A 22706-nucleotide genomic window follows, 5' to 3' on the forward strand; every position below is an offset into this window, starting at 1 on the left:
TCCTCAGTGAGATTGTTCAGCTAGGGCAACAGCACGGAACATGGCGCGCCGCTTGTTCAGCGTTTCTTCCCATTCCAGCGCTGGCACTGAGTCGGCAACGATTCCCGCGCCCGCTTGCACATGCAACTCACCGTCTTTAATCACAGCGGTGCGAATGGCGATGGCGGTGTCCATATTGCCATTCCATGCCAGGTAACCCACCGCACCGCCGTAGACACCACGCTTGACCGGTTCAAGCTCATCAATAATTTCCATTGCACGGATTTTCGGCGCGCCGGACAAGGTGCCAGCCGGCAAAATTGCCCGCAGTGCATCCATCGCGCTATAACCGCTTTTTAACTGACCGGTGACGTTGGACACGATGTGCATCACGTTGGAATAGCGCTCGATGACCATTTTCTCGGTTAGCTTGACGCTGCCGGTTGTGGCCACACGCCCGACATCGTTGCGCCCGAGGTCGATTAGCATCAGGTGTTCAGCGACTTCCTTGGCATCAGATAACAGGTCTTCTTCAAGCGCCTGATCAGCCTCTTCATTGGCGCCGCGCGGACGTGTACCGGCAATCGGGCGAACGGTGATGAGATTATCTTCAACGCGCACCAGTACTTCCGGCGAACTGCCCACCACGTGGAAATCACCAAAATTGAAGAAGTACATATAAGGCGTTGGATTGATACAACGCAGGGCGCGATAAAGGTCGATCGGCGCCGCTTTGAATGGAATCGACATGCGCTGGGAAATCACCACCTGCATGCAATCGCCAGAGAGGATGTATTCTTTAATAGCGCCAACCGAACGCTCGTAATCTTCACGGCTAAAGCTCGAACGGAACTCAGGTTCAGCACCGGCAGCGGCATTCAGATCAACACCCAGACGCGGGGTAATTGGCTGACGCAGCTTGTGCAGAATTTCTTGAAGGTGGGCTTGAGCCTGCTCAAAGGCGTCATCTTGCGAGGTGTCCGCCAGGACAATTGCATGCATCTTGCCAGCAAGGTTGTCGAACACCACCACGGCATCGGAAACCATTAGCAGGATATCCGGGTTACCCAGTGGGTCCGGATTGGCCGACTTGGCCAGACGTTTTTCAACATAGCGCACGCTGTCGTAGCCAAAGTAACCGACCAAACCGCCATTAAAGCGCGGCAAACCCGGCAAGGTGGGCACTTGATAGCGCTCTTTGAATTGCTCGACAAAATCCAGCGGGTCTTCGCATTCGTGACGCTCGGTTTCTATACCGTCGACACTGACAATCACAGTGTGATCATAGGCGCGCAGCACAGTGCGTGCCGGCAAGCCGATGATTGAATAACGCCCCCATTTCTCACCGCCCTGTACCGACTCGAGCAAGTAAGTGTTGGCTTGATCAGCCAGCTTCAGGTAAATCGACAGCGGCGTGTCGAAGTCAGCAATGGTTTCGTGGGCAACAGGGATACGGTTATAGCCGGACGCGGCTAAACGCAGGAATTCTTCGCGGATCATGATCTGCCTCGTGGTTTGAGGGTAAAACGGTCGTGTGCAAACGCGCCGGCTAACCGGCCACTATCAATTCAGAGGCGCCAGCGCCAACGGGCCAGGGCCTTGATGATTTTCATCCCGGCTCGTTCAAGCCAGAGTTTGCAGGTAACCACCACGGGGAAATCTCTTAGGCGTGGATTAAAGTCAGGCAACACTAGCGCAGGCGCCGGGTCTAATCAACCCGGCGATACGCCAGAGTTAAAGGAAATAAGCGGAATCAAGCCGCGCAAGTCTTCCAGCACACAGGCAGGACACTCTTCACTAATGGGCCGGCCGTGGTTGTAGCCATAATTGAGCGCCACGCATGTAACACCCGCCGCCTTTGCTGCCAGCACGTCATTGCGCGAATCACCGACAAATAATGATTGCTCTGCCGTCACCTTGGCCATATGCATGACATGCAACAACGCAGCAGGATCGGGCTTCTGTTGGGCCAAGGTGTCTCCGCCAATAATCCAACGAAAATAACCGCCCAGTCCTTTCTCATCGAGCAAGGGCGCAACAAAGCGCTCGGGTTTATTGGTCACCACAGCCATCATCACACCCTGTTTTTGAAGCCAGTCCAGCGCTTCAACAACACCGGCATAAACCGTCGTCAGTAGGTGGTTGTCTGCGTAGGCGTGCATGAACAGCTCAAGTGCAGACTGCGCTTGCGCTTCATCAATATGCTCATGCGCCATACCGTCGGCCAGTGCCCGGCGCACCAATACGCGAGCACCATTGCCAATCCAGTTGCGCACATTCTCCAGTCCTGCAGGCGCTCGGCCAAGGGCTTGCAGAGTATTATCAACAGCGGCCGCCAAGTCAGGGGCCGAGTCAATCAGCGTGCCGTCGAGGTCGAACATCACCAGTTTTGGCAGTTTTCCAGCAAGCGCACCGCGTAAAGGCATCAGCCTTTGACCTTCGCCAGCTCAGCGCGCATGGCATCGATAACCGTACGGTAGTCCGGCTGATTGAAAATCGCCGAGCCCGCCACAAAAGTATCGGCACCCGCTTGGGCGATCTCTGCAATATTGCCGACATTGACCCCGCCGTCGATTTCCAGGCGAATCTCACGACCGCTGGCGTCAATCAGAGCCCGGGCTTCACGCAGTTTATCGAGGGTGCCCGGGATAAACTTCTGACCGCCAAACCCTGGGTTGACACTCATCAGCAGAATCATGTCCACCTTATCCAGCACATGCTTGAGTACGCCCAGTGGAGTCGCAGGGTTAAACACCAACCCCGCTTTACAGCCGCCATCACGGATCAATTGCAGTGAACGGTCGATATGCTCGGATGCTTCCGGGTGGAAGGTAATATAGCTCGCGCCCGCCTCAATAAAGTCACCAATAATACGATCTACAGGCTTGACCATCAGATGGGCATCAATGGGCGCAGTAACACCGTACTTGCGCAAAGCTGAACAGACCATAGGCCCAATCGTTAGATTAGGTACGTAGTGATTGTCCATTACATCAAAGTGAACAATATCGGCACCAGCAGCAAGGACGTTATCCACTTCCTCACCCAGCCGGGCAAAATCAGCAGAAAGGATCGACGGGGCGATGGCAAATGGCTGCATGGCTAACCTCAAAAATACACACGGATTGCGCGCATTGTAGCAGCCCCAACTCAGGTTTTGCCGTTACAAGTGCGTACCGAAACAGCTAGGCTGGATCACTCAGGCAGTCGGAGAATTTATTTATGGTGTTGCGTGCTACTTTTATGGTTTCAACCCTGCTGACTTGCACACTGGCGCTGGCCGACGCTGACGCCGGAGCCGACAAGACGCCAGCAGCGAGCACGGCAGACAAACCTGTCGTTCGCGCGGCCCTTGGTGAGCGCAGCCAAGCCGAAACCGCTGCACTGGAAAGGCAGCTCGCCGCCACCGAACAACAGCAGCTGCAAACCCAGACAGGCGATACCTTTTTAGGTCTTTGGCGTCCCGCCAATAATGCCGATCCAAGCGGGGCGGTAATTTTAGTTCCGGGTGAAGATGAAAGCGCTGACTGGCCCATTGGCATTAGCCCACTGCGACACAAACTGCCTGACACGGGCTGGAGCAGCCTGAGCCTCACCCTTCCAGACGCCGAAGCGGCGCCAATGTCGCGCAACAGTGATAAGCCCACGCCAAGCCAAACCGAAAATCCCGACGGAGCAGCCAAGCCGGAAATCGCCGAAACACCTGCAGAACCCCAGGAGAAGCCCGCGTCACCTGCTGAAGCGACAGCAGACCCCGCCGAAGACGCAGAAGATACAACTGTGGTTACCGAGCAGACAGACAACGCTCCGGCAAAAAACCTGCAGCCGTATACCGAGCGAGTATTTGCGAGAATTGCAGCGGGTATCACCTTCGCTCAACAACAAGGAGCCAAGACCGTTGTATTGGCTGGGCAAGGAACAGGGGCCTACTGGGCGGCACGCTATCTCGCCGAACAGCAGCCACCCAATGTAAGCAACCTGCTGCTGATTGCGGCACAGATGCCTGGCGGGTTTAATCCCGATCTGGAAACCCTGATTAGCCAGCTCAAGCTCGCAACCGGCGACTTCTATTACAAGGATCAAGTCGCCGAGACCCGTGCGGCAAAACAGCGCCTGAACGCGGCAAAGAGACAGAAGCGCACGGCCTATATTCAGATCGCCATGACTTCATTGCCAGGCAATCGCGATGTCGAGCAAGAGCAATTATTCCGCCGGATCAAAGGCTGGCTAAGCCTGCATCTGCAAAGTAATGCAAGCGCGGCCAAGCAATAGCGCGAGCGGGGGTGCGCTACTCAAAACCCATGGCGCTCACGCACAAGGCTATAGGCGTGGTGCAACTCGCGGGTCTTTTCCGTGGCCATGCGCACCTGCTCTGGACTGGCACCACTGCCTTGCAGCTTGTCCGGGTGATGGCGACTTAACAATCGCCGATAAGCGCGCTTGATTTCGGCCGGATTACTGTCCGCCGTCACACCGAGCAATTTTAGCGCTTGCTGGTAGGTCGATTGGACTGGCATCGACTGACGCGGAGGCGCACTCGTGCGTAGCGCTTCGTTGGCATTAACCGACACGCCTAACCATGTGCCCCAAAGCAAAATCAGCTCGCGTTCAGAGCGACTCACCGGACCTGCAGCACTGACCATGCGCCAGCATGCACTCAACATTGGCGTGGCATTTGGCGCTTGAGCACGCAAAGGTGTTCGTAGGTTGTCACGCCCGGTTTTGCCTCGAGAGAAAGCCTCAATCGCACGCCGCTGGGCTGCATCATCAAGCCGCATACGCTGCATTTCCAAGCGCACCTGCTCGATATGCTGCTGCCGCACCCGGCCGTCACACTTAGCCAAACGGCCCAGCATGATAAACAGCAACTCATTATTCTCAGCCGGCGCCGAGCCACCAAGCCGCTCGCGCAACTGCCCCCAACTGGCCAAGCGTAAACGCCTGTCGACAACCTGGCCAAGCAGTGCGCCCAGTAAACCACCGGGAATGCTGGCAATGGCAAACCCGGCAACAGCCCCCAATACGGTGCTCGGCCAAATCACTTTAGTGCTCCTGCGCCAACAACTGTTCAACCTCGGCCAAACGATCATGGGTGCCAACATCAACCCAGCACCCGGCAAAATGCTCACCACTGACCAAACCCTTCGCCATTGCCTCGCGTAACAATGGTGCGAGCTTAAACGCTCCTTGCTTGCAGCCTGCAAATAGCTGTGGCGATAACACCGCAATACCGCTGTAGGTCAGGCATGCCTGCTTGCTTTCACCGTCATGGACTAACCCCTGCTGCAGATAAAAGTCGCCTTGGGAATGGTGTTGTGGATTGTCGACCAGCACCAAATGGGCCACGCCCTCAATAGGCTGCTGCAGATTTACGAAGCGGTAATCAGTGAATACATCGCCATTGACTACCACAAATGGGGCATCACCCAGCAAAGGCAGAGCGCGATAAATTCCGCCTCCAGTTTCAAGCGGCTCACCCTCTGCGGAATAGCTGATCTTCGCCGCAAACCGACTGCCGTCGCCGAGGTAATCCTCAATTTGTTGGCCTAGCCATGCATGATTAATCACCAATTCGGTGAACCCAGCACTGACCAAGGCTTTGATGTGATACTCGATCAGCGGCACGCCCGCTGCCCGTACCAGCGGTTTCGGGGTGTGCAGTGTCAGCGGGCGCATACGCTCGCCCTTGCCCGCTGCGAGAATCATTGCCTTCATAGCGGGTTCACCGACGCTTCAGTTGCGGGTCCCAAGCTGGCAAATAACTGCGCCAAGTCAGCGAGTTCCGGACGGCGCTCAATGACCGCATTGATGTAGTCGAAGAACCTCGGCACGTCCGCCAAGTACTTGGGTTTGCCATCGCGGTGGCAGATGCGCGCAAAAATACCGATGACTTTTAAGTGACGCTGCACGCCCATCAAGTCGCTGGCGCGCAAAAAGTCCTCAAGATCCGCCTGAACTGGAATACCCAGTGCTTGGGCTTGCTGCCAATAGCCTTCGAGCCACTGCTGCACCTGAGACTCTGGCCAACTAAGGAAGGCGTCCTTGAATAAGCAGGTCACGTCGTAGGTAACAGGACCATAGACCGCATCCTGAAAATCCAGGACCCCCGGATTAGGTTCACTGATCATCAGGTTGCGTGGCATAAAGTCGCGGTGAACCAACACTTTTGGCTGCGCCAATGCACTGTCGATTAACAAAGCACTGACCTTATCCCATGCAGCTTGCTGCTCAGGGCTGAACTCGGTCTGCAGATGATGTTTGACGTACCACTGCGGGAAGAGCTCAAGCTCGCGCCGCAACAAAGCCATGTCATAGCTAGGCAACGATTCATCCATAGGCAATTGCTGCAGTGCCAGCAGTGCCTGCAGGGCATCGGCAAAAAGACCATCAGCATTCTCTTGGGTGATGACATCCAGATAGGTCTGTCGCCCCAGATCATTTAACAGCAAGAAACCCTGCTCAAGATCCTCGGCCAAAATGAGTGGCACATTCAAATTCGCCCGTTGCAGCATGGCAGCGATTTTGACAAATGGCCGGCAATCTTCATTCGGCGGCGGTGCATCCATAACAATAAATGTACGATTTTCTGCCTGCCAACGAAAATAACGACGAAAGCTCGCATCGCTACTAGCAGAGGTCATCGTAGCGGTCGGAACCGCCCCCCAGCCTTGTTTTACAAACACATCTGGCAGTTCTGCATCGAGCCATTTTTCCAACAGTTGAAGCCGTATATCTTCTTTATGCATTACAAGGGTCTCCGACGGCCCTAGCCGTTGCGCGGGTCATGCTTTATTATCCAGCATCTTTTAAAGCCCATCGAGAGGCGTGCGGCCTCTGGGTCACTAGCGCGCAGGAAGCCCGGAAAAATAAGATGGCAGTAAAATACCCCGCTATTCGTAAAAAATTCCCACTTCTGGTGACGAGTGGCCTATTGGCCCTGCAGCCTGTTGCCAGTCAATTCGCCGTAGCAGCCGAGCAGTTTGACTGCGCGGCGTCCGCATCTGGCGGTTGGGCCTGTACCCCAAAAACCGCAGATGCGGCAGTGCCTGCACGCCCGGTTCACAATGAATCCAGCCTCAGTGCGCCTGCTACTTCAGATACCAGCACGGGTGGGAAAGTTGCAGCTGCAGCTGTCGGCACCAAGCTTGTGACTGAAAGTGAGGGCAAAGGCCTGTCATCTCGCAGTGCAGATTACAGCCATTTGGACTGGGTGCCGCGTGAAAAGTTGACTGAAGCTCAGCTTGCCGAGACCGCTCCTTACTGTTCGGGCGCCTACGTTGAGCCTGAACGCCCGGGAATGAATGACAACACGCCGCTCAATCAAGCGCCAATGTTCGTCTCAGCCAAAGCCTCGCGCTACCAGCAAGAAGAGCAGATTGCCACCTTGGCCGGTGATGTCGTATTGCGCCAGGCAAGCATGCAGGTTGAAGCCGATGAGGCCAACCTGCGCCAAGCTGAGAACATCGGCGAGCTAAATGGCAACGTGCGTCTGCGTGACAAAGGTGCCTTGGTTGTCGGCGATCATGCCGAGCTGCAACTCGACAATGGCGAAGCCAAAATCGATAACGCTGAGTACGTAATGCACCGCGGCCACATTCGTGGCAACGCGCTGTACGCCAAGCGTGAAGAAACCGCGATCATCCGCCTTAAAGACGGTACCTACACCAGTTGCGAACCGGGCAGCAATGCTTGGCACCTGACGGGTAACAACATCACCTTGAACCCGGCCACCGGTTTCGGTACAGCGACGAACGTAACCCTGCGGGTCAAAGATTTTCCGGTGTTTTACACACCGTACATCTACTTCCCGATTGATGACCGTCGCCAGTCGGGCTTCCTGCCGCCGACCATTGGCAGCTCAAGTGATAACGGTTTCACACTGGAGACGCCGTATTACTTCAACCTGGCGCCGAACTATGATGCCACCTTGTACCCAACGTACATGAGTGACCGCGGCTTGTTGATGGAAGGCGAAGGCCGCTACCTGACTAAAAATAGCGAAGGTCAGATTGGCGCCGCCTACCTCAATGATCAGAATGATGACCGCAAACTGCAGTCTGACTACAGCGACACCCGTTGGATGTACAGCTGGCAGCACAAAGGCGGGCTGAATGATCGCCTGCTGGCTGAGGTCGACTACACCGACATGAGTGACCCGTACTACTTCCAGGATCTGGGTACAGATCTTGGGATTGATACGCCGGACTTCGTCAACCAGCGCGGCACACTGACTTACCGCGGCGACAGCTACACCGCTCGCCTCAATGCCCATGCATATGAATTGGCAACCATTAGCGACATCACGCCGTATAACCGCCTGCCGCAAATTACTCTGGACGGTAAGCTGCCATTCCAGCCAGGCGGCGTACAGTTCGGTTACGGCACTGAATTGGTTCGCTTTGACCGCGATCTGCGTAGCGGCAACTACATCGATGATGAAGGCAACCCTGAAATACGGCTCGATGAGAACGTACGTGGCCTCGCGCGTTCCAACGGTGACCGCTTGCACCTTGAGCCCTCGGTAAGCTTGCCGCTGGATTGGAGCTGGGGCTATATCAAGCCACAGGCCAAGTACCTGTACACCAACTACGATCTGGACTTGGACAGCCAAGGCAAATCGACGCTACTGGCTGAGCAGAAGTACGACAGCACACAAAACCGCGGCGTCGGCATGCTGAGTGTTGACAGCGGCCTGTACTTTGATCGCAACACCCAATGGTTTGGCACCAACTATCGTCAGACTCTTGAGCCGCGCCTGTTCTACCTCTATGTACCTGAAGAAGATCAAACTGATATCCCTGTATTCGATACCGGCGAGACCACCTTCAGCTACAACTCGCTGTTCCGTGAAAACCGTTTCTCGGGCAAAGACCGCATCGGTGACGAGAACAAACTGTCCCTGGGCGTGACCAACCGGTGGATCGAAGACAATGGCTTCGAACGTCAGCGCTTCAGCATCGGCCAAGCGTTCTACTTTGCTGACCGCAAAGTGCAGCTGCCAGGCGTTGATTTTGATACCCGTGACGACGCAAAAGCCTCAGTGTCACCTTACGCCCTGGAATACCTGTATCGCTTCAACCGCGACTGGCGCTTTAGCTCGGATTTCAACTGGGATCCAGACAGCCACCGCACTCGCTCCGGCAGCGCCATGTTCCACTACCAACCTGAAGATAATCCGAACAAGGTTATCAACGCCGGCTATCGCTATCGCAACGACACCGTGCGTTACGACCAAAGCACTGGTAACTGGGTAGTTGGCGGCGGTGACTACGGCACGCCGGGTAGCCCGAATTATATCGAGGACTACTACAAAATCAGCCAACATGACTTCTCGGTTATCTGGCCAATTGTTCCGCAGTGGAGCGTTATTTCGCGCTGGCAGTATGACTACAGCCGTAACCGCACTCTGGAAGCCTTCGGCGGCTTTGAGTACGACAGCTGCTGCTGGAAACTGCGTTTAATTAATCGTTACTGGATCGACAATGACGAAGTAAGCCAGAACCCGTCGTTCAACGATGAGCCCGATCGCGGAATTTTCCTGCAGATCGTGCTCAAAGGTTTGGGCGGCGTGACTGGCAACAAAACTGAATCTTTCCTCGATCAAGGCATTCAAGGTTATCGTGAACGTGAAGACAAAGCTTTCTGATTACGTGCGCCCCCTGCTGCTGGGCGCGATGTTAGTAGGTACTGCGGTACACGCTGAAGTACAACCTCTGGACCGCGTCGCGGCGATTGTCGATAATGACGTGATCATGCAGAGCCAGCTCAATGCGCGCATCAGTGAAGTTCAGCAAACAATCGGCAAACGCGGCTCAACATTGCCGCCGGAGCACGTGCTGCAACAGCAGGTACTGGAACGTCTGATTATTGAAGACATCCAGCTGCAGATCGGTGAGCGCTCGGGTATTCGCATCACCGATGAAGAGCTCAATCAAGCCATCGGTACCATTGCCCAGCGCAATGGCATGAGCATTGATCAGTTCCGCGCGGCACTGAGCAAGGATGGTTTGTCTTTCGACAATGCGCGGGATCAGGTTCGCCGTGAAATGATCATCAGCCGCGTGCGTCAGCGCCGCGTTGCAGATCGTATTCAGGTGACCGATCAGGAAGTGCAGAATTTCCTGGCCTCAGATCTTGGCAAAATGCAGTTGTCTGAAGAGTTCCGCCTGGCCAACATACTGGTTCCTGTTCCTGAAAGCGCAGCGCCTGAGCAAGTTCAAGCGGCTGATCGTCAGGCACAAGACATTTACCAGCAGTTGCAGCAGGGCGCCGACTTTGCGCAGTTGGCAATCGCCAAATCGTCTAGCGAAACCGCACTGGAAGGTGGCGAAATGGGCTGGCGTAAAGCGGGCCAACTCCCCCCTCCATTCGACAGCATGCTCAGTACCATGACGGCTGGTGAAGTGACTGAACCGGTGCGTACGCCCGGTGGCTTTATCATCATTAAGCTGCAGGAAAAACGTGGCGGCGGTACTCAGGTACGCGATGAAGTCAGCGTTCGCCATATCCTGATCAAGCCAAACGCAATCCGCAGCGATGCCGAGAGCCAACGTCTGGCCGAGCGGCTTTATGAGCGAATCAAAGCCGGTGAAGACTTTGCCGAACTGGCAAAAAACTACTCCGAAGATCCGGGTTCTGCACTCAACGGCGGTAAACTCGACTGGATCGACCCAAGTGCCCTGGTGCCTGAGTTCCGTGAAGTGATGGACTCAACGCCAAGCGGTGAAGTGTCCAAACCCTTCAAGTCACGTTATGGCTGGCATGTTCTTGAAGTAATGGGCCGTCGCGCCACAGACAGCAGCGAGCAGATGCGTAAGCAGCAAGCGCAAACTATCCTGCGCAACCGTAAGTACGACGAAGAACTGCAAGCTTGGCTGCGGCAGATCCGCGACGAGGCTTACGTAGAAATTAAGCAGTGACAGCGCAACGCTTCGCACTGACGCCGGGTGAGCCAGCAGGCATAGGTCCCGACCTATGCCTGCTGCTTGCCCAGCACGCCCATCCCCACCCGCTAATTGCCATTGCCAGCCACGCCCTGCTTAGCGAGCGAGCGGCCTTACTGGGTTTAACAATCCGCTTCGTCAGCGTCAGCCCCATTGCCTGGCCGGATGAACCCGCACCCGCAGGCAGCCTGTTTGTGTGGGATACCCCACTAGCTGCTCCGGTGATTGCTGGCCAGTTGGATCCAGCCAACGCTGGCTATGTACTTGAAACGTTGGCCCGCGCCGGCCAAGGCTGTGTTGCGGGCCACTTTGCCGGCATGATCACCGCACCCGTGCATAAAGGCGTGATCAACCAATCTGGCATCGCCTTCTCGGGTCATACCGAGTTTCTGGCGGAGTTAACCCAAACCGAACAAGTGGTAATGATGCTCGCGACCCATGGTTTGCGTGTTGCCTTGGTCACCACTCACTTGCCCCTTAAAGATGTCGCCGCGGCGATTACCGATGAACGCTTAAGCCGGGTTACGCGCATCCTGCATCATGATCTGCGCACCAAGTTTGGCCTGGAAAATCCGCGCATTCTCGTCTGCGGCCTCAACCCCCACGCCGGTGAAGACGGACACCTGGGCCGAGAAGAAATTGAGGTCATAACGCCTGCACTGGAACGCTTACGCGCCGAAGGCATGCAATTGATCGGTCCGCTGCCTGCTGATACCTTGTTCACCCCAAAACACCTCGATCATTGTGATGCCGTGCTGGCGATGTATCACGATCAGGGCCTGCCAGTCCTCAAGTTCAAAGGCTTTGGCGCTGCAGTGAATATCACCTTGGGCCTGCCGATTATCCGTACCTCGGTCGACCACGGCACCGCCTTGGATCTAGCAGGCAGTGGCAAGATTGACAGCGGAAGTATGGATGTCGCCCTGCAAACCGCTTACGCCATGGCCACCAGCCAAGTCCAAGCCTAATCAAGCGACGATCGCCAACGCCAGCGTGCCGACTCCCTGTTAAACTAAGCGATTATTTTTGCTTTAAGCTTGGTTTGACGCTTGGAGCTGCTGCTAATGCCTGAGAGCTACTAATGTCCGAGAGCCACCAACACCGCGCGCGTAAACGCTTTGGTCAGAACTTTCTGCACGACGCCGGGGTGATCCACCGCATCCTGCGCGCCATCCACGCCAAAGAAGGCGAGCACCTGCTGGAAATCGGCCCGGGCCAAGGCGCCCTGACTGAAGGTTTGCTTAACAGTGGCGCGCAGTTAGACGTAATCGAGCTCGATAAAGACCTGATCCCGATCCTGCAACACAAGTTCGGCAGCGAGCCACACTTTCGCCTGAATCAGGGTGACGCCCTGAAGTTCGACTTCAATCGACTTGAGGCACAGCCGCGCAGCTTACGGGTAGTCGGTAACCTGCCGTATAACATCTCCACCCCGCTGATATTCCACCTACTAAACAATGCTGCACTGATTCGTGACATGCACTTTATGCTGCAAAAAGAAGTAGTCGAGCGTCTGGCCGCAGGTCCAGGGGGTGGCGACTGGGGTCGCTTGTCGATCATGGTGCAGTACCATTGCCGGGTTGAGCACTTGTTCAATGTGGGCCCCGGCGCCTTCAATCCGCCGCCTAAAGTCGACTCTGCAATCGTTCGCTTGGTGCCTCACGAAGTACTGCCACACCCAGCAAAGGACCATAAGTTGCTGGAGCGGGTGGTACGAGAAGCCTTTAACCAGCGCCGCAAAACCCTGCGCAACACGCTTAAGGCATTATTGCCAGCCAGTGAAATTGAAGCGGCTGGCGTCGACGGCAGCCTACGACCGGAACAACTCGACCTTGCAGCATTTGTGCGCCTGGCCGACAAACTAGCCGAGCAGAGCCCAGACGCTGAAACCAGTCAAGGCTGAACAGCCTTTCGCCATTGGACGTACGGCTTAATGCTTTATGTGCATTACCTACAAAGCCCAACTCATCGCTTCACCCAGCCTGCAGGTTTGAGCATGTCAGATTCGCCTTATCAAATAGACGTCAGCGTTGTGACTCATTACCTGCCGGAACAATCACAGGCCGAGCAGAGCCGTTTTGCATTTGCCTACACAGTAACCATCACCAACAACGGTCAACTGGGAGCGAAGCTTTTGTCGCGCCACTGGTTAATCACCGACGGTGAAGGTCGAGTGCAAGAAGTTCGTGGCGCCGGAGTTGTCGGCGAACAGCCCCTCATTGCCCCAGGTCAGAGCCACACGTACACCAGCGGCACAGTCATGACGACTCGCGTGGGGACTATGCAAGGTAGCTATCAGATGATGGCTGAAGACAGCACACCCTTCGATGCCACTATCGCGCCCTTCCGTCTCGCCGTACCAGGTTCATTGCACTGATGACTACTTATGCTGTTGGCGACCTCCAAGGTTGCCTGAAACCCTTGAAGTGCTTACTTGAGCGTGTCGCCTTCGATCCTGCTAAAGACCAGCTCTGGGTAGCAGGTGACCTGGTTAACCGTGGCCCACAATCGTTGGAGACCCTGCGCTTCCTCTATGCCATGCGCGACTCGGTTGTCTGCGTGCTGGGCAATCATGACCTGCATCTGCTGGCCGTGTCGCAAAATGCCGAACGCATGAAAAAATCCGACACCCTGCAAGCCATTCTTGAGGCCCCGGACCGAGCCGTCTTGCTCGACTGGCTGCGCCAACAAAAGCTTATGCACTTTGATGCCACCCGTAATATTGCCATGGTTCATGCCGGTATTGCGCCGCAGTGGAGCATCGAAAAAGCCCTCAAACGCGCCGCCGAAGTGGAAGAGGTGCTGCGTGATGACAACCGCCTGTGCAAGTTTCTTGATGGCATGTACGGCAATGAACCCGACGTGTGGAACAACGAGCTAAGTGGCGTCCCACGTCTGCGGGTCATCACCAACTACTTCACCCGCATGCGCTTTTGCACAGCCGACGGCACCCTTGACCTGAAAAGCAAAGAAGGCCTGGACACCGCCCCTGCCGGTTACTTGCCATGGTTCAGCCATAAACAACGAAAAAGCCTGGGCACTAAAATTATCTTTGGTCACTGGGCGGCGCTTGAAGGTAATTGCCCCGAGCCCGACCTCTACGCACTTGATACAGGCTGCGTATGGGGCGGCGCCCTGACAATGATGAATATTGATACTGCTAAACTGCACCGTTGTCAGTGCAGCGAGGAAAAGTAATGAGTGACTTCAAGCGCATCTCCCCAGAGCAAGCCCAAACACTGCGCGAGCAAGGCGCCGTGGTCGTTGATATACGCGACCCGGACAGCTTTGCTGCAGGACACATCAGCGGCTCGCAGCATCTGGACAACCACTCATTGGTCGACTTTATCGCCCAGGCGGACCTCGACCATCCACTGATTGTCTCCTGCTACCACGGCAACTCCAGCCAAGGTGCTGCGGCTTACTTGATTGGTCAAGGCTTCACCGACGTCCATAGCCTCGATGGTGGCTTTGAGCTATGGCAGGCACGCTTCCCTGACGCGACCAGCAAGTCCCCTCAGGAATAATTTTTTACATCACGCCAAGCCGCATCAGATAAGGCTTAGGGGCCTTATCGGCGATTTCCATCACAAGGATATGGCCACTTGGCACTTGATCTCCGCGATTACCAACTATCATTTATCTTAGGCCATCTAAATACCAAGTAGAGCCTGCCAACCGGCATCCGGGCCATCGGTATGATTAGGGACCTTATGAAAACTGTAGCGAGCGGAGGCAAGGCCACATATTAGGGTGCAATAACACGCAATTTACTTGGTGCCTCAGGTAAATAAGCAGTTTCAGAACCTTAATAACGCCCTCTTCAGCGCCGCAACTTTCTGAGGTTCAGTAGGTGTTCTGGGGGGATATCTGCGGCTGCTAACTCAGCCAACCGCCAGCGCCTGCACGACCGATCCCGAGCCGTCTCTGAACATCGAGCGAGGTGAAGTCATGAGCATTTTCAGTCACTTCCAACAACGTTTCGAATCGACACGCCAGGAAGAGCTGTCTCTGCAGGAGTATCTCGAGCTATGTAAGCAGGATCGCAGCGCTTACGCCTCGGCCGCAGAGCGCTTATTACTGGCGATTGGCGAACCGGAACTCCTCGATACATCCAGCAACTCGCGATTATCGAGAATCTTCTCGAACAAGGTCATACGCCGTTATCCGGCTTTTGCCGACTTCCACGGCATGGAAGAATGTATTGACCAGATCGTCTCCTATTTCCGCCACGCCGCTCAGGGCCTTGAGGAAAAGAAACAGATCCTCTACCTGTTGGGGCCGGTTGGCGGCGGCAAGTCTTCTTTGGCCGAGAAGCTTAAACACCTAATGGAAAAGGTGCCCTTTTATGCAATCAAGGATTCACCGGTGTTCGAGTCGCCGCTTGGGCTATTCAGCGATGCCGAAGACGGGGCGATTCTCGAAGAAGAATACGGCATTCCCCGGCGCTACCTGAGTAGCATCATGTCGCCTTGGGCCACCAAGCGTCTCGGCGAGTTTGGTGGCGATATCAGCCAGTTCCGCGTGGTCAAACTCTATCCATCGATCCTCAAGCAAATTGCCGTCGCCAAGACCGAGCCGGGCGATGAGAACAACCAGGACATTTCCGCCTTGGTCGGCAAGGTCGATATCCGCAAGCTGGAAGAGTACCCACAGAACGACGCCGATGCCTACAGCTACTCCGGAGCCCTGTGTCGGGCTAACCAGGGCATGATGGAGTTCGTCGAAATGTTCAAGGCACCGATCAAGGTGCTTCACCCATTGCTCACCGCCACCCAGGAAGGTAACTACAACAGCACCGAAGGCCTGGGCGCCATCCCTTACAACGGCATATTGCTGGCGCACTCCAACGAATCAGAGTGGCACAGCTTTCGAAACAACAAGAACAACGAGGCATTCATCGACCGGATTTACATCGTTAAAGTGCCGTATTGCTTGCGCGTCAGCGATGAAATCAAGATCTACGACAAACTGCTGATCAACAGCTCCCTGGCCAATGCCCACTGCGCGCCAGACACCCTGAAGATGCTCGCGCAGTTCTCGGTATTGTCGCGCTTGAAAGAGCCTGAAAACTCGAATATCTACTCAAAAATGCGCGTCTATGACGGTGAAAACCTCAAAGACACCGACCCTAAAGCCAAGTCGATTCAGGAATACCGCGACAGCGCAGGTGTCGATGAGGGCATGAACGGCCTTTCAACCCGCTTCGCCTTCAAGATTCTGTCAAAAGTATTCAACTTTGATGCGAACGAAGTGGCGGCCAACCCAGTGCACTTGCTCTACGTGCTCGAACAGCAGATCGAGCAGGAGCAATTCCCGGCCGAAATCCGCGAGCGCTACTTGCGCTTCATCAAGGAATACCTGGCACCGCGCTATATCGAGTTTATTGGCAAGGAAATTCAAACGGCATACCTCGAATCGTACAGCGAGTACGGCCAGAATATCTTCGACCGCTACGTGCTGTACGCCGATTTCTGGATACAGGATCAGGAATACCGCGATCCAGAAACCGGTGAAATTCTCAATCGTGTTGCACTTAACGAAGAGCTGGAGAAAATCGAGAAACCAGCTGGCATCAGCAATCCAAAGGATTTCCGCAACGAGATCGTCAACTTTGTACTGCGCGCCCGGGCCAACAACAACGGCAAGAACCCAACCTGGCTCAGCTACGAAAAGCTGCGAGTGGTGATCGAGAAGAAAATGTTCTCCAACACCGAAGACTTGCTACCGGTTATCAGCTTCAACGCCAAGGCCAGCAAAGAGGATCAACAAAAGCACAACGACTTCGTTACACGCATGGTTGAACGCGGTTACACCGATAAGCAAGTTCGCCTGCTGTCCGAGTGGTATCTACGGGTACGTAAATCGCAGTAACCGAGACCCGCTAGCATGCTGGCTAGCGAGTTGCTGCAGGCACTTCAACGGCCTGCCAGCCATAGAGATGCCTGGGGCTAATCCCTCCCAGGCACGCTCTAAGGAGAAGTCATGAGCTATGTGATCGACCGACGCCTGAATGGCAAGAACAAGAGCACGGTAAATCGTCAGCGTTTTTTGCGGCGTTACCGCGAGCACATCAAAAAAGCAGTTGAAGAAGCCGTCAGCCATCGCTCCATTACCGATATGGAGCACGGCGAGCAAATCAGCATACCGGGCCGTGATATCGACGAGCCGGTGCTGCACCATGGTCGGGGCGGTAAACAAACCACCGTGCACCCCGGTAATAAAGAGTTTTCAACCGGTGACCGCATACCGCGCCCACAAGGGGGCGGTGGAGGTCAGGGCAGTGGCAAAGCCAGTAACTCCGGTGAAGGCATGGACGAGTTCGTCTTCCAAATTACTCAGGAAGAGTTTCTCGATTTTATGTTTGAAGACCTCGAACTGCCCAACTTGGTAAAACGCCATTTAACCGGCACAGATACCTTTAAAACAGTCCGCGCAGGGATCAGCAGCGAAGGTAATCCCTCACGTATCAATATCGTGCGCACCTTGCGCTCAGCCCATGCCAGACGGATTGCCTTATCGGGTAGCAGCCGGGCAAAACTCAAAGTCGCACAAACCGAACTTGAACGCTTAAAGCGCGAAGAACCGGATAACTTCGGCGATATTCAGGCCATTGAAGAAGAAATCAGCAAACTGCACGCACGCATCAATCGCGTGCCATTTCTCGATACCTTCGACCTTAAATACAACCTGCTGGTCAAACATCCAAACCCCAGTTCGAAAGCGGTTATGTTTTGCTTGATGGACGTTTCCGGCTCCATGACCCAAGCCACCAAAGACATCGCCAAGCGTTTCTTCATCTTGCTTTACCTGTTTCTCAAGCGTAATTACGACAAGATTGAAGTGGTGTTTATCCGCCATCACACCAGCGCGCGCGAAGTGGATGAAGAAGAGTTTTTCTACTCACGCGAAACCGGCGGCACCATTGTTTCCAGTGCCTTGAAACTGATGCAAGAGGTGATGGCGGAGCGCTACCCGGTCAATGAATGGAATATCTACGCCGCACAAGCCTCGGACGGCGACAACTGGAATGATGATTCGCCGGTGTGCAGAGACATTCTGATCAACCAGATCATGCCGTTCGTACAGTACTTCACCTATGTCGAGATCACCCCGCGCGAGCATCAGGCGTTGTGGTACGAATACCAGCAGGTTAGTGAGGCCTTTGCTGACACTTTTGCCCAGCAACAGTTGGTGACTGCCGGGGATATCTATCCGGTTTTCCGCGAGCTTTTCCAGCGCAGGCTAACAGCATGAGCAAGCATGAGCAGGCCACAGCCGAAAGAAAACGTCAGCCCATTTCAACAGGCTCGGAATGGACCTTCGAGCTGATTCGCACCTACGACCGCGAAATCAGCAGGCTGGCTGAACGCTACGCCCTCGACACGTATCCCAATCAGATCGAAGTCATCACCGCCGAGCAAATGATGGATGCTTATGCCTCGGTCGGCATGCCACTGGGTTATCACCACTGGTCATACGGCAAGCAGTTTCTCTCCACCGAGAAAAACTACAGCCGTGGGCAGATGGGCCTCGCTTACGAAATTGTCATTAACTCCGACCCATGCATTGCATACCTCATGGAAGAAAACACCATGTGCATGCAGGCGCTCGTCATCGCCCACGCCTGTTACGGCCATAACAGCTTCTTCAAAGGCAATTACCTGTTCCGCACCTGGACCGACGCCAGCTCGATAATCGATTACCTGGTGTTCGCCAAGCAATACATCATGCAGTGCGAAGAGCGCCACGGCATTGATGCGGTTGAAGACCTGATTGACTCATGCCACGCCCTGATGAACTACGGAGTTGACCGCTACAAGCGCCCCTACCCTATTTCTGCGGAAGAAGAACGCCGTCGCCAGAAAGAGCGCGAAGAGCACCTGCAAAAGCAGATCAATGACCTGTGGCGCACGATTCCCAAAGGGGCCAGCAAAGACAGCGACAGAGACGACAAGCGTTTCCCGCCCGAGCCCCAGGAAAATATTCTGTATTTCCTCGAAAAACATGCGCCGCTGCTTGAACCATGGCAGCGTGAGGTGATTCGGATCGTGCGTAAAATCGCCCAGTATTTTTATCCCCAGCGCCAGACCCAGGTCATGAATGAAGGCTGGGCCACCTTCTGGCATTACACCCTGATGAACGACCTCTACGACGAAGGCTTGGTCACGGACGGCTTTATGATCGAGTTCTTACAATCACACACCAGTGTGGTCTACCAACCGGCATTCGACAGCCCGCACTACAGCGGCATTAACCCCTATACATTGGGGTTTGCCATGTATTGTGACATCCGCAGGATCTGTGAAAAGCCTACAGAAGAAGATCAGCGCTGGTTCCCGGAAATCGCCGGTAGCGACTGGCTCAGCACGCTTAAATTCGCCATGCACAGCTTCAAGGATGAGAGCTTTATCCTGCAGTATTTATCGCCCAAGGTGATCCGCGACTTAAAGCTATTCAGCGTGCTCGACGACGATCAGAAAGATGAGCTGCTGGTACCGGCAATTCACGACGACAACGGCTACCAACTCATCCGTGAAACCTTGGCCGCACAGTACAATCTTGGCAACCGCGAGCCCAACGTACAAATATGGAGCATCGACCGCCGTGGCGACCGCTCCCTGACCCTGCGTCATCAACAGCATGATCGTAAACCCCTGGGTGGCTCCACTGAAGAGGTGCTCAAGCACCTGCACCGCTTGTGGGGATTCGACATCCATCTTGAAGTCATGCAAGCCGATAAGCTGATTAACAGCCAACATGTTCCACCTAAGAAGGAGGCGGAGCGTGAGGGCGATTACCCACGCCTCGACCTGATCATCCCACCCATTTGATCGGTTGCCTCTTGCCTACAAGCTAAAGAGCATCAGGGTCTACCCTGCGAGGTGACCCGGATGCGCTTATTACTGATCACTCTGCTCTGCGTGGCGCTGGCCAGTTGCGCAAATCCTCCTGAGCCTCGGCCTAAGGTGAGCCATGCTGACCTGCAAGCACTCAGCCAACTAAAACGCTTCAAGATGATCGCCCCTGAATCGATGCTAAAAAAACCCTCAGCGCTTCAAGCGCTCTATCCTCAACTGGGCTTGTTGCTGGGCGAACAGTTGCGGCGAAAAGGCTACCAACAAACCGAGCCCGCACAAATCAGTGTGTATTACGGGCTGGCGGTGCAAGGCCACCGCTTTGAGTTCAAGGTCGACCAAGTCCCGCCCAGCCAGCTTGGCGCCTATCAAGCCATCCATCGACTGCACGACGAGACTGGCACCCTGCGGCTGCGCCTAACCGGCCCAGCCAACAAGCTGTTGTGGCAAGGCTCCCGCAAAACCGGGCTTAGCCCTGCCAGCTACAGCGCCGAGTTGCTTGAGCGCGCGGTAATCGCGCTTACCGCACAGATACCTGCCAGCATAGCGCCTTAGTCTCCCCAGTACGGCTCACAACCGCTATCCTCTGCAACATATGGAGGCAAGCATGCAAATTTATAAGGTTGGCGGCGCAGTACGTGACCGTTTGTTGGGCCGTGAAGTGACGGAAAACGACTGGGTCGTGGTGGGCGCCACCGCCGAACAAATGCTCGAGCAGGGTTTTCGCCCGGTAGGCGCGGATTTCCCGGTTTTTCTGCACCCGCAAACAAAAGACGAATATGCCCTTGCGCGAACCGAGCGCAAAAGCGGGCGCGGCTATGGCGGTTTCACATTCTTCGCCAGCCCCGAGGTCACGCTTGAGCAGGACTTGATCCGCCGCGACCTGACCATTAACGCGATTGCCGAAGATGACCACGGCAAACTATACGACCCGTACGGCGGCTTGCAGGATCTCGAAGCTAAATTACTGCGCCATGTATCACCGGCCTTTAGCGAAGACCCACTACGCGTGCTGCGGGTGGCTCGGTTTGCCGCACGCTACGCACCGCTGGGATTTAGCGTCGCCACAGACACCATGCAGTTGATGCAGCAGCTGAGTGAATCAGGAGAACTCAGCGCCTTGACCCCGGAACGCAGCTGGAAAGAAATATCGCGCGCACTGATGGAGCCAAGGCCCGATGTATTCGTCAAGGTGCTGCACGACTGCGGCGCACTGAAGATTTTACTGCCCGAAGTCGATGAGCTATTTGGCGTGCCGCAACCGCCGGCCCATCACCCGGAAATCGACACCGGCACCCATGTACTGAGCGTGTTGCGCCAATGCGCAGAGCACAATCAGCCGCTAACTGTGCGCTGGGCGAGCCTGCTGCACGATGTAGGTAAGGGCTTAACGCCGTCGGATCAGTGGCCGCGGCATATTGCGCACGAGCAGCGTGGCGTGAAGCTGATCAAGGCCATCAATACGCGCTGCAAGGCGCCTAAAGACTGCCAGGAACTGGCGCTATTGGTCGGTGAGTTTCACACCCACGGCCATCGCGCCCTTGAGTTAAAACCCTCAACATTGCTCGAGCTGCTGCAGCGCTTTGACGTATACCGCCGACCGCAACGCTTCGAAGAGTTCATTACGGCCTGCGAGATGGATGCACGGGGTCGCGATGGCTTTGAGCAAAGGGACTATCCGCAAGCCAGCTATTTACGCGAGGTGATGCAGGTTGCGTGCGCAGTGGCCGTGCAGCCGTTACTGGCTCAGGGGTTCAAAGGTCCAGAGCTTGGCGAGGCCTTGCAACGGGAACGACTGCAAGCCATCACTCAATTCAAAAAGGCTTATCAGGCGCCATCAGCCTGATTATCTGCGTGTGAAACGCAGTGCTTCAGCGGGCAGGCGCCTCAAGCAACTCAACGGGCGTCAGTTGCCGTTGCTTCCAACTGAAGGCTGCAGGGCGCAATACCTGATCAATCTGCGCGCTCGACCAAAGCTCAGCAAAGCTGCGATTCTCACCGGGATGCAGCACCTCTGGCGCTAACAGCGACAACGGCCACAGGACAAAGGCATTTTTTAGGATTTCCGCACGGGGCAGGATTAAACCATCGAAATTGCCGACTAAATCGCCGTAGAGTAAGACATCAATATCCAAGGGCAGGCCGACGCGATCCGGGGCGTATCGGCCGTTATCCGCCTCGATAAACTTGAGTTTACGATCAAAATCATGCAGCGGCATATCGGTCAGGCCGACCACCACCAGGTTGAAAAATGGCCCGCTTTTAATGCCGACTGGCGCGCTCTCAAACACCGCCGAACAGCGCATGCCCTTGAGCAAGCCGGCAAGCGCATCAAGCCCCGCACAAAGGTGAGCCTCGCGGTCAATATTGCTACCAAGACCCAGGTAAACCGGCGTTAGCGACATCCGCGCTCAATCTCCACACCTACACCGCCCAGCGCTGCTGGAACGGCACCAGGTTTAGTCAATTTGAGGCGCAACCAGGGAATCTGAAACTCATTCATCAGCATCTCAGCCAAGCGCTCAGCAAAGGTTTCAACCAGGATGAAACTGGCTTCAGTGGCAAAGGCTTGCACCCGCACCGATAGCTTCGCGTAATCAAGCGCTTTTTCCAGGTCATCGTTCAAGGCTGCGGGCTTGTTATCCCACCCCAGTTGCAGGTCTAAACGCAGGCACTGGCGGATCGTACGCTCCCAGTCGTATGCGCCGATTACCGTATCGACCTCCAGACCTTCGATAAAGACCGTGTCCAAACCTTTCTCCACTTCTCGGATTAACCCGCGATTACGAGCACCGCTCGAATCAAAAACTTGAGCCCGGCACTATAAAGATTCTCAGGCAGATATAAATGCTCAATTGCGACTTAGCCACTAGCTGTTATGCCGCGCTCCAAGGCTAGCCTGCCCACTTAATGCCACTTAGCTTAG

General features: G+C 55.2%; 20 protein-coding genes and 1 pseudogene. 13 read left to right on the plus strand and 8 right to left on the minus strand.

Annotated elements, in window-relative coordinates; translation table 11 throughout:
- Positions 1 to 3: 3 nt before the first annotated feature.
- From trpE to rpe, 3 genes and pseudogenes are all read right to left on the minus strand, one after another.
- Positions 4 to 1479, minus strand: a complete 1476-nt coding sequence (trpE, locus tag AACY09_RS15915; protein ID WP_339489414.1) for an anthranilate synthase component I — start codon at positions 1477 to 1479, stop codon at positions 4 to 6.
- Positions 1480 to 1547: 68 nt separating this feature from the next.
- A pseudogene (locus tag AACY09_RS15920) lies at positions 1548 to 2405 on the minus strand (phosphoglycolate phosphatase).
- A complete protein-coding gene (gene rpe, locus AACY09_RS15925; protein WP_339489417.1) occupies positions 2405 to 3079 on the minus strand; it encodes a ribulose-phosphate 3-epimerase in 675 nt (224 codons plus the stop codon). Before rpe ends, AACY09_RS15920 begins: the two are co-directional and overlap by 1 nt.
- 122 nt (positions 3080 to 3201) lie before the next feature.
- Between rpe and AACY09_RS15930 the strand changes: the two genes are divergently transcribed.
- On the plus strand, positions 3202 to 4251 hold the full coding sequence (locus AACY09_RS15930; RefSeq protein ID WP_339489418.1) for an alpha/beta hydrolase family protein: 1050 nt from the start codon (positions 3202 to 3204) through the stop codon (positions 4249 to 4251).
- 20 nt (positions 4252 to 4271) lie between these two features.
- Here AACY09_RS15930 and AACY09_RS15935 read toward each other — a convergent pair whose 3' ends face one another.
- From AACY09_RS15935 to AACY09_RS15945, 3 genes are read right to left on the minus strand one after another with little or no spacing between them, the layout of a single operon-like run.
- Positions 4272 to 5021, minus strand: coding sequence for a DnaJ domain-containing protein (locus AACY09_RS15935; protein WP_339489420.1), 750 nt, complete (start codon positions 5019 to 5021; stop codon positions 4272 to 4274).
- Position 5022: 1 nt separating this feature from the next.
- Positions 5023 to 5694, minus strand: a complete 672-nt coding sequence (gene murU, locus AACY09_RS15940; protein ID WP_339489421.1) for an N-acetylmuramate alpha-1-phosphate uridylyltransferase MurU — start codon at positions 5692 to 5694, stop codon at positions 5023 to 5025.
- Positions 5691 to 6725, minus strand: a complete 1035-nt coding sequence (locus tag AACY09_RS15945; protein WP_339489422.1) for an aminoglycoside phosphotransferase family protein — start codon at positions 6723 to 6725, stop codon at positions 5691 to 5693. Before AACY09_RS15945 ends, murU begins: the two co-directional genes overlap by 4 nt.
- A gap of 125 nt (positions 6726 to 6850) precedes the next feature.
- On the opposite strand from AACY09_RS15945, the gene AACY09_RS15950 reads away from it, so the two are divergent.
- From AACY09_RS15950 to AACY09_RS16005, 12 genes are all read left to right on the plus strand, one after another.
- The gene (locus tag AACY09_RS15950; protein WP_339489423.1) at positions 6851 to 9625 is read left to right on the plus strand and encodes an LPS-assembly protein LptD; all 2775 of its coding nucleotides are present in this window, start codon (positions 6851 to 6853) and stop codon (positions 9623 to 9625) included.
- A complete protein-coding gene (locus tag AACY09_RS15955) occupies positions 9600 to 10898 on the plus strand; it encodes a peptidylprolyl isomerase (protein ID WP_339489424.1) in 1299 nt (432 codons plus the stop codon). Before AACY09_RS15950 ends, AACY09_RS15955 begins: the two co-directional genes overlap by 26 nt.
- Positions 10895 to 11890 (plus strand): 4-hydroxythreonine-4-phosphate dehydrogenase PdxA, encoded by a 996-nt coding sequence (pdxA, locus tag AACY09_RS15960; RefSeq protein WP_339489425.1) that lies wholly within the window; start codon positions 10895 to 10897, stop codon positions 11888 to 11890. Before AACY09_RS15955 ends, pdxA begins: the two co-directional genes overlap by 4 nt.
- Before the next feature lie 113 nt (positions 11891 to 12003).
- Positions 12004 to 12825, plus strand: a complete 822-nt coding sequence (rsmA, locus tag AACY09_RS15965) for a 16S rRNA (adenine(1518)-N(6)/adenine(1519)-N(6))-dimethyltransferase RsmA (protein WP_339489426.1) — start codon at positions 12004 to 12006, stop codon at positions 12823 to 12825.
- A gap of 93 nt (positions 12826 to 12918) precedes the next feature.
- The gene (gene apaG / locus AACY09_RS15970) at positions 12919 to 13299 is read left to right on the plus strand and encodes a Co2+/Mg2+ efflux protein ApaG (RefSeq protein WP_339489428.1); all 381 of its coding nucleotides are present in this window, start codon (positions 12919 to 12921) and stop codon (positions 13297 to 13299) included.
- Entirely contained in the window at positions 13299 to 14120 is an 822-nt protein-coding gene (locus AACY09_RS15975; protein WP_339489430.1) for a symmetrical bis(5'-nucleosyl)-tetraphosphatase, read from the plus strand. The genes apaG and AACY09_RS15975 overlap by 1 nt, the downstream gene beginning before the upstream one ends.
- On the plus strand, positions 14120 to 14449 hold the full coding sequence (glpE, locus tag AACY09_RS15980) for a thiosulfate sulfurtransferase GlpE (RefSeq protein WP_339489432.1): 330 nt from the start codon (positions 14120 to 14122) through the stop codon (positions 14447 to 14449). Before AACY09_RS15975 ends, glpE begins: the two co-directional genes overlap by 1 nt.
- A gap of 424 nt (positions 14450 to 14873) precedes the next feature.
- Positions 14874 to 16796 carry a PrkA family serine protein kinase gene (locus tag AACY09_RS15985; RefSeq protein WP_339489434.1) on the plus strand — a complete coding sequence of 641 codons (1923 nt, stop codon included), beginning with the start codon at positions 14874 to 14876 and terminating at the stop codon, positions 16794 to 16796.
- Between the two features lie 111 nt (positions 16797 to 16907).
- Complete coding sequence (locus tag AACY09_RS15990) at positions 16908 to 18179, plus strand: YeaH/YhbH family protein (RefSeq protein ID WP_339489435.1); 1272 nt, start codon at positions 16908 to 16910, stop codon at positions 18177 to 18179.
- A complete protein-coding gene (locus tag AACY09_RS15995; RefSeq protein ID WP_339489437.1) occupies positions 18176 to 19756 on the plus strand; it encodes a SpoVR family protein in 1581 nt (526 codons plus the stop codon). The genes AACY09_RS15990 and AACY09_RS15995 overlap by 4 nt, the downstream gene beginning before the upstream one ends.
- Positions 19757 to 19816: 60 nt before the next feature.
- A complete protein-coding gene (locus AACY09_RS16000; protein WP_339489439.1) occupies positions 19817 to 20335 on the plus strand; it encodes a hypothetical protein in 519 nt (172 codons plus the stop codon).
- A 52-nt stretch (positions 20336 to 20387) separates the two neighbouring features.
- Entirely contained in the window at positions 20388 to 21626 is a 1239-nt protein-coding gene (locus tag AACY09_RS16005) for a multifunctional CCA addition/repair protein (RefSeq protein ID WP_339489441.1), read from the plus strand.
- Between the two features lie 25 nt (positions 21627 to 21651).
- On the opposite strand, the gene folK is transcribed toward AACY09_RS16005, so the two are convergent.
- Both folK and folB read right to left on the minus strand, forming a co-directional pair.
- On the minus strand, positions 21652 to 22185 hold the full coding sequence (folK, locus tag AACY09_RS16010; RefSeq protein ID WP_339489442.1) for a 2-amino-4-hydroxy-6-hydroxymethyldihydropteridine diphosphokinase: 534 nt from the start codon (positions 22183 to 22185) through the stop codon (positions 21652 to 21654).
- Positions 22176 to 22532, minus strand: a complete 357-nt coding sequence (gene folB, locus AACY09_RS16015; RefSeq protein ID WP_339489443.1) for a dihydroneopterin aldolase — start codon at positions 22530 to 22532, stop codon at positions 22176 to 22178. The genes folK and folB overlap by 10 nt, the downstream gene beginning before the upstream one ends.
- Between the last annotated feature and the right edge of the window lie 174 nt (positions 22533 to 22706).

Origin of the sequence: Pseudomonas sp. EL_65y_Pfl2_R95 (assembly GCF_963971045.1) — a bacterium.
Taxonomy (GTDB): Bacteria; Pseudomonadota; Gammaproteobacteria; order Pseudomonadales; family Pseudomonadaceae; genus Aquipseudomonas.

What these genes read in the sequence shown, in the direction of transcription:
- apaG (WP_339489428.1), top strand. Translation starts at nt 12,919, where the DNA reads ATGTCAGATTCGCCTTATCAAATAGACGTCAGCGTTGTGACTCATTAC.
- trpE (WP_339489414.1), bottom strand. Translation starts at nt 1,479, where the DNA reads ATGATCCGCGAAGAATTCCTGCGTTTAGCCGCGTCCGGCTATAACCGT.
- AACY09_RS15990 (WP_339489435.1), top strand. Translation starts at nt 16,908, where the DNA reads ATGAGCTATGTGATCGACCGACGCCTGAATGGCAAGAACAAGAGCACG.
- AACY09_RS15985 (WP_339489434.1), top strand. Translation starts at nt 14,874, where the DNA reads ATGAGCATTTTCAGTCACTTCCAACAACGTTTCGAATCGACACGCCAG.
- AACY09_RS16005 (WP_339489441.1), top strand. Translation starts at nt 20,388, where the DNA reads ATGCAAATTTATAAGGTTGGCGGCGCAGTACGTGACCGTTTGTTGGGC.
- AACY09_RS15950 (WP_339489423.1), top strand. Translation starts at nt 6,851, where the DNA reads ATGGCAGTAAAATACCCCGCTATTCGTAAAAAATTCCCACTTCTGGTG.
- AACY09_RS15930 (WP_339489418.1), top strand. Translation starts at nt 3,202, where the DNA reads ATGGTGTTGCGTGCTACTTTTATGGTTTCAACCCTGCTGACTTGCACA.
- AACY09_RS15945 (WP_339489422.1), bottom strand. Translation starts at nt 6,725, where the DNA reads ATGCATAAAGAAGATATACGGCTTCAACTGTTGGAAAAATGGCTCGAT.
- rpe (WP_339489417.1), bottom strand. Translation starts at nt 3,079, where the DNA reads ATGCAGCCATTTGCCATCGCCCCGTCGATCCTTTCTGCTGATTTTGCC.
- folK (WP_339489442.1), bottom strand. Translation starts at nt 22,185, where the DNA reads ATGTCGCTAACGCCGGTTTACCTGGGTCTTGGTAGCAATATTGACCGC.
- murU (WP_339489421.1), bottom strand. Translation starts at nt 5,694, where the DNA reads ATGAAGGCAATGATTCTCGCAGCGGGCAAGGGCGAGCGTATGCGCCCG.
- rsmA (WP_339489426.1), top strand. Translation starts at nt 12,004, where the DNA reads ATGTCCGAGAGCCACCAACACCGCGCGCGTAAACGCTTTGGTCAGAAC.
- AACY09_RS16000 (WP_339489439.1), top strand. Translation starts at nt 19,817, where the DNA reads ATGCGCTTATTACTGATCACTCTGCTCTGCGTGGCGCTGGCCAGTTGC.
- glpE (WP_339489432.1), top strand. Translation starts at nt 14,120, where the DNA reads ATGAGTGACTTCAAGCGCATCTCCCCAGAGCAAGCCCAAACACTGCGC.
- AACY09_RS15975 (WP_339489430.1), top strand. Translation starts at nt 13,299, where the DNA reads ATGACTACTTATGCTGTTGGCGACCTCCAAGGTTGCCTGAAACCCTTG.
- AACY09_RS15995 (WP_339489437.1), top strand. Translation starts at nt 18,176, where the DNA reads ATGAGCAAGCATGAGCAGGCCACAGCCGAAAGAAAACGTCAGCCCATT.